Origin of the sequence: Pseudanabaena biceps PCC 7429 (assembly GCF_000332215.1) — a bacterium.
GTDB classification, from domain to species: Bacteria; Cyanobacteriota; Cyanobacteriia; order Pseudanabaenales; family Pseudanabaenaceae; genus Pseudanabaena; species Pseudanabaena biceps.
In genome coordinates this window covers 1-10,204 of the sequence record NZ_ALWB01000208.1, presented here as the reverse complement: position 1 = coordinate 10,204, position 10,204 = coordinate 1, and the positions used below count along the sequence as shown (strand labels likewise).

General features: G+C 44.1%; 8 protein-coding genes. 5 read left to right on the top strand and 3 right to left on the bottom strand.

Annotated features, from left to right (window positions below; translation table 11 throughout):
- Nucleotides 1-287: 287 nt before the first annotated feature.
- The 3 genes from PSE7429_RS18400 (at nucleotide 288) to PSE7429_RS18390 (ending at nucleotide 4,170) form a co-directional block, all read left to right on the top strand.
- Nucleotides 288-1,313, top strand: a complete 1,026-nt coding sequence (locus tag PSE7429_RS18400) for an MBL fold metallo-hydrolase (RefSeq protein ID WP_009628829.1) — start codon at nucleotides 288-290, stop codon at nucleotides 1,311-1,313.
- Between the two features lie 85 nt (nucleotides 1,314-1,398).
- Nucleotides 1,399-2,292, top strand: coding sequence for a M23 family metallopeptidase (locus PSE7429_RS18395; RefSeq protein WP_009628828.1), 894 nt, complete (start codon nucleotides 1,399-1,401; stop codon nucleotides 2,290-2,292).
- A 372-nt stretch (nucleotides 2,293-2,664) separates the two neighbouring features.
- Nucleotides 2,665-4,170 (top strand): hypothetical protein, encoded by a 1,506-nt coding sequence (locus PSE7429_RS18390; RefSeq protein ID WP_009628827.1) that lies wholly within the window; start codon nucleotides 2,665-2,667, stop codon nucleotides 4,168-4,170.
- 132 nt (nucleotides 4,171-4,302) lie between these two features.
- Here PSE7429_RS18390 and PSE7429_RS18385 read toward each other — a convergent pair whose 3' ends face one another.
- The 3 genes from PSE7429_RS18385 to PSE7429_RS18375 form a co-directional block, all read right to left on the bottom strand.
- Nucleotides 4,303-5,565, bottom strand: coding sequence for a site-2 protease family protein (locus tag PSE7429_RS18385; protein ID WP_009628826.1), 1,263 nt, complete (start codon nucleotides 5,563-5,565; stop codon nucleotides 4,303-4,305).
- A gap of 71 nt (nucleotides 5,566-5,636) precedes the next feature.
- A complete protein-coding gene (locus tag PSE7429_RS18380; protein ID WP_009628825.1) occupies nucleotides 5,637-6,935 on the bottom strand; it encodes a CCA tRNA nucleotidyltransferase in 1,299 nt (432 codons plus the stop codon).
- 208 nt (nucleotides 6,936-7,143) lie between these two features.
- Nucleotides 7,144-8,214 carry an LOG family protein gene (locus tag PSE7429_RS18375; RefSeq protein ID WP_040689463.1) on the bottom strand — a complete coding sequence of 357 codons (1,071 nt, stop codon included), beginning with the start codon at nucleotides 8,212-8,214 and terminating at the stop codon, nucleotides 7,144-7,146.
- 277 nt (nucleotides 8,215-8,491) lie between these two features.
- Between PSE7429_RS18375 and PSE7429_RS18370 the strand changes: the two genes are divergently transcribed.
- Both PSE7429_RS18370 and dnaJ read left to right on the top strand, forming a co-directional pair.
- Nucleotides 8,492-8,791: a 2Fe-2S iron-sulfur cluster-binding protein gene (locus tag PSE7429_RS18370; RefSeq protein ID WP_009628823.1), complete on the top strand. Its 300-nt coding sequence runs from the start codon at nucleotides 8,492-8,494 to the stop codon at nucleotides 8,789-8,791.
- A 235-nt stretch (nucleotides 8,792-9,026) separates the two neighbouring features.
- Nucleotides 9,027-10,154, top strand: coding sequence for a molecular chaperone DnaJ (gene dnaJ / locus PSE7429_RS18365; RefSeq protein WP_009628822.1), 1,128 nt, complete (start codon nucleotides 9,027-9,029; stop codon nucleotides 10,152-10,154).
- Nucleotides 10,155-10,204: the final 50 nt, after the last annotated feature.

Genomic DNA, 10,204 nt, shown 5'->3' with positions numbered 1-10,204 from the left:
GTTGCTTTGCAACGCTTTCAAAAATTTCCTTGGTTTGGGTTTGAGCGCAAAGCGCTGTAATTAAATATAAAACCCTAAAACCTGCGGCGCACGCTGCGCGTACGCCGCAGGTTTTAGATCTGGATTCTTGTTAAATATACTTGGTGACAACGATCAGTTAACAGCGATAATTTTTCACCCAAAAGGGTTAGGCAAAGCCAAGCGATCCCTACCCTTTCTAGGTTTTGATTTGGTTTACACTAGTCTGGAAGCGTTGCAGCTTCAAAATCTAGCTCCAAGGAATTAAGATGCTGAAAAAGCTAAAGATTAAATACCTTTTGGCATTCTTGTTGGCGGCGATCGCCACAATAATGTCCATACTGCTCGGATATGGTTGGAATTATGCGAATGCCCAAGCTCAAAAGCCAGATCCAACAGTGCTTCTGGCTCAGGGAAAACCCGTGGAAACAAGTATTACCACGGTAAGCTTGCAAAGTGCGGGTTTGCAACTGCAAGAGGTTGCTCAAGGAGTTTACGCCCTAGTTGCGAGTACCGATTTTCCGCCCGTAGGTCCTACGGTAGCCATCTGTAATGGCGGCTTTGTGATTGGTAGTGATGGCGTGTTAGTAATCGATCCGTTTCAAACACCCGAACTCGCTGAGTTAATGATCTCTACGGTAAAATCGTTAACAGATAAGCCCATTAGATATGTCTTAAATACGCATTATCATTTCGATCACACTGGAGGTAATGCTGCTTTTGTAAAGCGTGAAATCCCAGTAATTGGTCGTGGGGTGATTCGTGAATATATTCAAAGTGGCAAAAATAATACGGGTGGGGTTACTCCACCAACGGTAGTGATTAATAGCCAAACCGATCTTTGGTTAGGCGATCGCCAAGTGCGGATCGAACGGGTAGATGGACATTCCGCTGGAACCGACTTAGTTGCCTATATACCTGATGCTAAGGTTTTATTTTCAGGTGATATGGTCTTCAATAAGCGGATTCCCTACACAGGTGATAGTGATATTCGGCAGTGGCAGGGTAGCCTTTATCGCTTAATTGCTTCTTATCCAGAGGCAAAAGTCGTTCCTGGGCATGGAGATGTAACTGACGTGACAGGTTTACAGGCTCAGCAAGCTTATTTCAGCGGATTAGAGCGTCTCGCGCTGGAATGGAAGGGACAAATCTTGACTAAGGAACAAGTGCTTGAGAAGTTTGCCAAAGTACCTGATTTGTACAAAGACTACAAATTTAAAGGTCTATATTCTAATAATTTAGAGTCAGCTTACGAACAATTTACACGTAGCGCCACGATTCCTTTGATTCCCTAAAAACAATCTGCGGTCAATATGCGCCGCACAAAGTGCGGCGCATATTGCAAGCGGATATCTCAGTTCTTTACCCCTTGATGCAGTTATGGTTGCTCGTCCTTTCCCGTTTTCGATCAAATTACCATTACTAGTTAGTTTGATTTTGGTGTCGGCGATCGCGGCGGCGATCTTTGGTGCATCGAGGGTCGATGCTTTGCAAGCAGTTCTCAAACCAATGAATCCCCTCCTTGGCGACACGGTATCGGTTTGGATCGTGACGGATAAAACCACCACGACCCCGCCGAAGGTATCGATGAATAACAAACAATTTCCTGCTTTTGCCATGTCAAGCAATCGTTGGCGAGCATTTATCCCGACAACGCCTCTAGATAAAGCAGGTGCACGTCAGGTATTGATAACAGGGGATGGTTTGAAGCAAACCTTGCCTATGCAGTTAGGCGATCGCGAGTTTCCCACGCAAAGTATCTGGATTAATGATGGGGGGAGCGGTTCCGAACCAACAGATTACGAGTGGGATAAGGTTTCCGCCTTTAAAAAATTAGTTACCTCTCAGAAATTTTGGAATGGCGCTTTTTTAAAACCCAATGACGGCGAGATTACAACAGGTTTTGGCGTACAGCGCTATTACAACGGGGTATTTGCCGATGATTATTACCACCGTGGTGTTGACTATGCAGGTGGGTATGGTTCACCAGTAGTAGCACCTGCGGCTGGCTATATTCGTTTAGTGGGAACGGTAGCTCAAGGCTTTCTTTTGCATGGCAATACCATTGGGCTAGATCATGGTCAGGGTGTGGAGAGCATTTTTTTACATCTCAGTAAGATCTATGTCAAGGAAGGCGATTTCGTAACGGCAGGTCAAACGATCGGTGAGATCGGGGCAACGGGTGCGGTGACGGGTCCCCATTTGCATTGGGGTTTGTATGTAAATGGTGAAGCGATCGATCCTGTAGCTTGGCGCTATGAAGGAGTTGAATAGCCAAATGTTATAGCTACCATCAACTGTATTAGGACATAACAAAGAGGGTTGCCGCGCGGAGCGCGGCAACTCTCTTTTGGGGTTTGATGTTACAGCTATAACAATTTGCCGAAGTGCGCTAACAACTCTTTGGAAGGTTTGGCTTGACCAGAAATTTTCCTCTAAATTCGTAAATTTGCCAGATTGTCAGCTACATTTAAAATAACTGGGTTTAAGTATCTGTTAAATCATCTGTTAAATCGCAAATCCTTGCGGATATATAACGGTTTTCAATGAGAGAATTGTGAAGTAATGGGAAGCCTAGAAACATCTACATTTAATCTATATTTACAAGATTTACAAGAGAAATTCGTAGCCAATCGGGAATAGGGTATGACACAACTAAGCGTTATGGACTTGGCAAAGCAAGGCGATCCCCATGCGATCGCTACTTTGATCAATAGATCGCTAGCATCAAAAGGCATTCATGCAGAGGCGGTAATTGAAGCTGAATGTTTAAAAATATCCTTGCAGGCTGCTCAGATACCAAATCAAAAGGCAGTTGTGACAATTATCCATCGTGGTATGAGCGTTTTACAGGTGCCCCAAATCAAGCGTGTTAAAATTTTTACCTATCGCTCGGACAATCACTATCTAGCATGGCAACATGAAATCAATCTTGATGATGGCAAAAATCAACAGCAACCATTACCCAAACTGCAAACACCAAATCCTCAAGTAACCCAGCCTCAAGTAACTCAAGCAAATAATTTAGTCCAAGATCACAGTAGAGACTTGGTTAGCAATCCTAAGGGGGTGATTTTAATCCAAAAATTATCGCAAATTCAGCAAAACTTGCAAGAATATCAAGATATTATCGTGCGGTTTACTGACGAGCATGTTGGCACTGTCCGATGCCTAACGACGCTCACCGAATTAATTCAAGTAATTAGCCAACCTAGTTTTTTATTTGCAGCAATTGCCTCCAATCCTAATTTACGAATTCTGCTTGACACGATCGCTGAATCAAGTCAGACCGATGAGAATGGCGATCAGGTGATTGCGAATCTATCGATATTGCAACCTGGTCAACAATGGCAAAAAGCCAAAATCCGTCTAGTTACCAAAATATTTTTAGAACCTGCGGAACCGCCACAGGAACGGGAAAGTACCGCCTATCACCACCAAGGCATTACTCTTGATTTATCCGAAACTAAGCCTGAACCAGAGAGTTATGGACTTAACGAACCAGTCATCGAGCGTCCAGTTCCCCCTCAACCCCAACCTGACCAGCCAATAAATCTAGACCAAGAAGCTAGTTTAGAAGAAATTACTGTAAATTCTTTATTTGATGACTTCCAAGAGGCTATGGCAGTTTCTCCAGATCCTAAACTAATTAATGATATTACCGAAAGTTCGGATTTTGCTGATTCCTTATTTGATGACTTTATGGAGAGCGGTACATCAAATAATTCTGATAATTCTGAATTTGTTAATTCTCAAATATCTAAGCCAGACAATACCGACAATTCAGAAGATTTAGAAGATTTAGAAGAAGATTTATTCGATCAATTCACTTTAAGCGATCGCCCCATAGACCAGCCTGTAAGTAATGATGTAGAAGTCAGTCTTGAAGCTATTAAATCCAGAATTCCACAGCAAAATTTGGATAACCTATTGCGGCTTATTGCTGAAGAAGACCAGCATAAAACCCAACCTTCAGCTATACCAAAGCAAACAAGCGATCGCATACCCCGTACTGATATGGGCGCAACTACGATAGAACGAGTATTGGGCAATATGGAAACCATCACTCTCAGTAGTTCCGATGCCAAAGCGAATCCGAACTTTGTCACTCTCGATGATTTATCTGGTGATCTGGATTCTCTAGGTTTCTAAGTAACTTTGAAACAGGCTTTGAGAAAGGGTTTGCTACGCAAACCCTTTCTCAAAGCCCAAAAGTAAAAGCCTTGCTAAGCAAGGCTTTTACTTTTGGGCTTTTAAAATTTGTCAGCTTAACCCGAACTGACGTTATTTCCTATTTAACTGTTCGCAGATTTCCACTAGGCGAAAGTTAGGCGGGAATTTGCCATCTAATTTAATTTGTTTAATATATTCTGAAGGAATTCGCCATAGAAGTTTGCTATCTAGAGCTTTAATGATATCACCGCGATCAATAACGCCAGCAACCGATCCAACAGGCGATCGCACAATGACATAACGTAATTGTTTTTCCTCAAGTAGTTTCACCACCAAAGAGAGTGGAGCTTTAAGATCGACGGTATCGATTGCATCTAAGGGCTTGACGAGAGATTGTAAGGTCTGCGATTGCCATTCACTACTGTCAATATTACGGATCGCCCCTGCGGAAATAATACCGCGATCGCGTCCATTGGATGAAGCAATGTAAATAGGATTTGCATCTTTTTCCTCCATCAACAAGAATTTATCAGCAAAATCACGCAGGGAAATTTCTCCATCAACCAGTCGAAAATCTCTGGTCATCGCCGTTTCAGCATTAATATCCAATAGAGCTTGCTGAAGATTATTAAGATAGAGATAGCCCCCCGCACTGCCCAATAAAAACCAACCGATGAAGATCAAGAACAGTCCACCAATAGGACTGCCCAAGGCTACTAAGCCCCCCAATATCATCGTCATAATGCCACAGAACTGCCCCGAACGGGCGGCCCATCGAATGCCTGCAAAGCGATCGCCTGTTAGCTTCCAGACCGCAGCCTTAAGAATATGTCCGCCTTCAAAGGGAAGTGCGGGAATAAGGCTAAACACTCCAAATATGAGATTGATTCGGGCAATATTGAGGGTAATCATTGTCCAAATGGTACGCAGTTCGCCAATGCTCTCAGGTAAGGTCTCAATCGTTTTAGGATTACTCGTAAAAATCGCATCGCCAGCCAGCATCCAAGCAGCCGTGAAGCCGATCGCACTTAAGATCAGGCTTGCTAAAGGTCCCGAAATGGCAATGCTAAATACGGTGAATGGACTGTCAGATTCTTTCTCAACGGGATTGGAACCACCCATAAACTGAATATTAATCGCATTGACTTCTACACCGCACAGTTTGGCTGTAACCGCATGGGCGATTTTATTGAACGTGATCGACAGGAAGAAAAGAAATGCCGTAATCGCACCATAGCCGAGATAAAAAGAGGGCGATAATTTGGTGTAGGCAGCACTCAGCCAAACGGCAAGAAAGCCGAGGACGAGTAACCAAGAATAATCAATATAGATGGGAAGGCCAGAAATGCTGCCGACGCGAATACCGCCTCTCATGATGTGTTGATCCTAAATTTATGTACTGATTGGCGCTTAAAGCTTTTGTATAATTACATTTTAACCATTTGTTATCCCCGCGCAGCGAGAAAGGCGATCGCTTCCTCCTTGGATTGAATTTCCAGATCGAGGGCTGCTGATCGCAACAGCTTTAAGGTTTCTCCCATCCGCTTACCCGTTGCATAGCCAAGCAGTTGCAGATCTGCCCCCGTTAAGGGAGATTTGACCAATTGCCACTGAGTTAAGTAACGCCAGAGCATAGGGCGAAAAATAGGGTCGCATTTTGCCCCAGCCAATATTAACAACTGGGTATCAAATCTTTGCAGATTTTGTGCCATTTCAGAGTTTTTTAGTTCAGCATTAGCTAAATTTGGTAAATTGTCGAGCAAATCCGCTAACCCGATCTGCCTAGATTTCTGCTCTGGCGTTAAATTCAGATCGAGTTGCGTGGCAAGGGCAGGGGGCAAATAGGATAGTAATAATTCGAGCCCAAGCTGAAGCGGTGCGTAGTTTTTATTTTCAATACCACTAATCAGTCTCAGCCAATATTGCGATCGCCGCCACTGATGTTTAAAGGAATTAGTCAAATCTGCGGGCAATGTCAATGCAGGATGGAGGCAGCGCAAGGCTCCTAATTGTTGCAATAGGGCAAACATTTGTGCAGCTTTGGGTTCGGCTAGGGTATAAAGCAGTTCCGATCGCAACCGTGCACCGCCGATCGCATCATGGATACCGCTTGCCGTCGTCGCCATAATTTCTGCATGGGTTGCTTGCTCAAGCTGAAACCCCAAACGGATCGCAAACCGAACCGCTCGAAATATGCGCCTTGGGTCTTCGGCAAAGCTCCCTTCACGAATGACACGGACTTGCCGATCGACCAAATCGGATAAACCTTGGAAGCGATCGATCGCTTCGCCTTTGATCCCTAACTGCGGATCGAGTTCCAACGCCAACGCATTGACCGTAAAATCGCGCCGCCACAAGTCTTCCTCCAGCGTTGTGGCGCTTACCTCTGGATTTGCCCCTGCATAGGCATATATTTCCCGACGGGCTGTCGCCATATCCAACGTAAAGTCTTGCCAGATTAGCTCCGCAGTTTGAAACTTCTCATGAATTTGCAACTTAGAATCAGGAAAAACCTCATGTAAGGCGATCGCTACGGTAATTCCAGCCCTTGCGCTCCCGTCAAATACCAAATCAATATCCTTAGGAAAAGATGGGGATACTTGGTGCTTGCGGACGATCGCATCACGAACTATTCCTCCCACGGCAAAAGCACGTATATTCAGGTCGTGAGCAATCTGAGCAGTGGTTAAAAGAATCTGCCATTGCTGAGGACTAAAAAAGCGATCGAAATTTTTCAAAACCATGATTTTCGTTTAACAAGACAAGCAAGCCATCCCACATACAGCAATTATCGATCAAACGAACCACAAGGAAATTTTTGAAAGCGTTGCTTCGCAACGCTTTCAAAAATTTCCTTGGTTTGGGTTTGAGCGCAAAGCGCTGTAAGTCAGGACATCAAACCCAATAGAGAGTTGCTGCGCTTAGCGCAGCAACTCTCTATTGGGTTTGATTTTAACGTTGTTCTGGATGACAAACCATCGGATTACTGGGATCGCAGGTATCGTTAATTGCAGCGATCAACTGGTACAATCGCCCGAAATCATGTTGATTGAAATACATGATCAAGCGCGGTAGATCGGTGATATGCGGTTCATTGGCTTCCATGGGTAAAGCTTGACTGCGCTCAATTTTACCCGTTAGCAAAATATCGCCAAAGAGATCGTTGAGCCGATCTAAATGGGCATCTGTAATTTCTTGCCGCAAACGCACCACCAAGATATCGCCCACCCATCGACAGGAATGATAAACGCTATAAAATGACGCGATAAATTGGCAAGCCTCATCAACATCATTGGTGATTTTATAGAGACTGCAATCCTCGTTAGCAATTAACCCCCGCTCGATTAACTGGTCTTGCACAAAAATATGCCACTGCTGCCAGTAATCACCACCCTCTTTATCTAACAATACAATGGGGCGTGGCATTGTCCTTCCCGTTTGACAGAGGGTCAAGCATTCAAAAAATTCATCCTGCGTCCCAAAGCCGCCAGGAAAAATGGCGATCGCATCGCTTTCTTTGACAAAATATAATTTTCGCGTAAAGAAATAGCGAAATCTCACCAACCTTGCATCCTCCAAGACAAATCCATTACTCGATTGCTCGAAGGGCAAACTAATATTCAACCCAAAGGAATTATTGCCCGCCCCCTCATTACCTGCCGCCATGATGCCGCCCCCAGCACCCGTAATTACCATAAATCCCTGTTTGGTAATTTTCTCAGCAAACTCAAAAGCCTGTTTGTATTCAGGTGCATTCACATTGGTTCGAGCCGAGCCAAAAATACTAACCTTACGGTTAAATCGATGCGGATAAAACATAGCGATCGCCCTATGCATATCCTGCAAAGAACCCGCCAAAATTTTCCAATCCAATCGCTCAGTATCGGTCTGACTGAGTTGAACGATCGTCTGCAATGCACTGTAAATTAATTGCCCATGCTCGGCTGATTCGAGATTGTCTACCAACCGATGCAAATCGTGAGAAAGGGCTTCAATGTTTGAATGGGAAAGAATTGTAGCCATATACGTTAATTTTACAGCGCTTTGCGCTCTAATCCAATACAGCAGCGTTGTTATACCAATTCCAAAAATGGCGTTGCCATTTTTGGAATTGGTATAACAACTAAACCTAGTAAGGGTTTTTAAGTTAAGAAATGGCGTAGCCATTTCTTAACTTGGTATAAATTAACTTGGTATAAAAGTGTTGTAGGGTAATGCCTTCAAAAAATTCTCTAGATTTTAGTCATTTGATCGCATAATAAGTAAGCAATAAAAATTAACAAATAATTAATACTCAGCTATGGCAAACATTACGTTTGTGAATGAAGGCAAAGAAGCGATCGCTATGGATGGGGCAAACCTTCGGATAAAAGCTCTCGAAAACAACATTGACATCTATAAATTTGTTGCGAAGCTCACTAACTGTAATGGTTATGGACAATGTGCCACCTGTACTGTCGAGATTGTCGAAGGGTTGGAAAACCTATCGCCGAGGACAGAATTTGAAGAAAAGAAGCTAAAAAACAAACCTAAAAATTACCGTCTCGCTTGTCAAACCTTGGTAAACCAAGGAAACATAAGTGTAAAAACTAAACCATAGTATTCCGTTAGCCAAAAGCTAAAAGCTAAAAGCTAAAAGCCAAAAGCTAAAAGCCAAAAGCCAAAAGCTAAAAGCTAAAAGCTAAAAGCTAAAAGCTAAAAGCTAAAAGCTAAAAGCTAAATCGAACCATGTGCGGTAAAACGTACTCTCTACGAATACCCATAAGCATCCAATCGGTGCTAGGTTAAATTAAAATAATTGTCCATGAATCCTTTAGGCGACAGAGAAACCCCCTATGGCGCGTGATTATTACGAAATCCTTGGAGTCGATCGCAGTACTGACAAAGAGGAAATCAAACGAGCATATCGACGTTTAGCTCGAAAATATCACCCCGATGTCAACAAAGAAGCGGGGGCAGATGAGCGATTTAAAGAAATTAACCGAGCTTACGAGGTTCTCTCAGAACCAGAAACTCGTGCGAGATACGATCGCTTTGGCGAAGCTGGTGTATCCAGTGGCGGCGGCTCACCTGATATGGGCGATATGGGCGGATTTGCCGATATCTTTGAAAGCTTCTTTAGTGGCTTTTCTAATACAGGTCAACAACAAGCCCGTCGTCGGAGCGGTCCCTCGCGCGGAGAAGATCTACGCTTCGATCTCAAACTAGAATTCCGTGAAGCGGTTTTTGGTGGTGAGAAACAAATCAAGATATCTCACCTAGAAACATGCGGTACTTGTAGCGGTTCTGGTGCAAAGGCAGGAACGAGACCTCGTACCTGTGGAACCTGTAGTGGCACTGGGCAAGTTCGTCGAGCTACCCGCACCCCCTTTGGTAGTTTTACCCAAGTTTCGACCTGTCCCACCTGTAACGGGACTGGACAAACGATCGAAGATAAGTGCGAAAGCTGTAATGGGCTGGGACTGAATCAGGTTACGAAAAAGCTAAAAATTACGATTCCTGCGGGTGTGGACAGCGGCACGAGGCTAAGAGTGTCCAACGAAGGTGACGCTGGTCAACGTGGAGGTCCCGCAGGCGATCTTTACGTTTATCTGTTTGTGCAGACGGACAACGAGTTTGAGCGGGAAGGCATAAATGTTTTGTCGGAAATCAAGATTAGCTATTTGCAAGCAATTCTTGGTGACAAAATTGCGATTAACACCGTAGATGGCAAGAAACCGCTAACTATCCCCGCAGGTACTCAGCCTGATACAGTCTTGACCTTAGAAGGATTAGGTGTACCCAAACTTGGTAATCCCGTTGCCCGAGGCGATCATTTAATTAGGATCAAGATTGATATTCCCACTAAAATTGGCAGTGAAGAGCGGGAAGTCCTTGAAAAACTTAAGGAAAAGCAGCTAGGCAATGCCTCTAAAGGTGGGATTGGCGATATTTTAGGCGGTATTTTTGGCAATCAGAAATAATCAATATAAAACCCAGAAACCTGCGGCTCACGCTGCGCGTGAGCCGCAGG

Excerpts from the sequence above, each read along its gene's own strand:
- PSE7429_RS18400 (WP_009628829.1), top strand. The coding sequence starts at position 288 with ATGCTGAAAAAGCTAAAGATTAAATACCTTTTGGCATTCTTGTTGGCG.
- PSE7429_RS18395 (WP_009628828.1), top strand. The coding sequence starts at position 1,399 with ATGGTTGCTCGTCCTTTCCCGTTTTCGATCAAATTACCATTACTAGTT.
- PSE7429_RS18390 (WP_009628827.1), top strand. The coding sequence starts at position 2,665 with ATGACACAACTAAGCGTTATGGACTTGGCAAAGCAAGGCGATCCCCAT.
- PSE7429_RS18385 (WP_009628826.1), bottom strand. The coding sequence starts at position 5,565 with ATGAGAGGCGGTATTCGCGTCGGCAGCATTTCTGGCCTTCCCATCTAT.
- PSE7429_RS18380 (WP_009628825.1), bottom strand. The coding sequence starts at position 6,935 with ATGGTTTTGAAAAATTTCGATCGCTTTTTTAGTCCTCAGCAATGGCAG.
- PSE7429_RS18375 (WP_040689463.1), bottom strand. The coding sequence starts at position 8,214 with ATGGCTACAATTCTTTCCCATTCAAACATTGAAGCCCTTTCTCACGAT.
- PSE7429_RS18370 (WP_009628823.1), top strand. The coding sequence starts at position 8,492 with ATGGCAAACATTACGTTTGTGAATGAAGGCAAAGAAGCGATCGCTATG.
- dnaJ (WP_009628822.1), top strand. The coding sequence starts at position 9,027 with ATGGCGCGTGATTATTACGAAATCCTTGGAGTCGATCGCAGTACTGAC.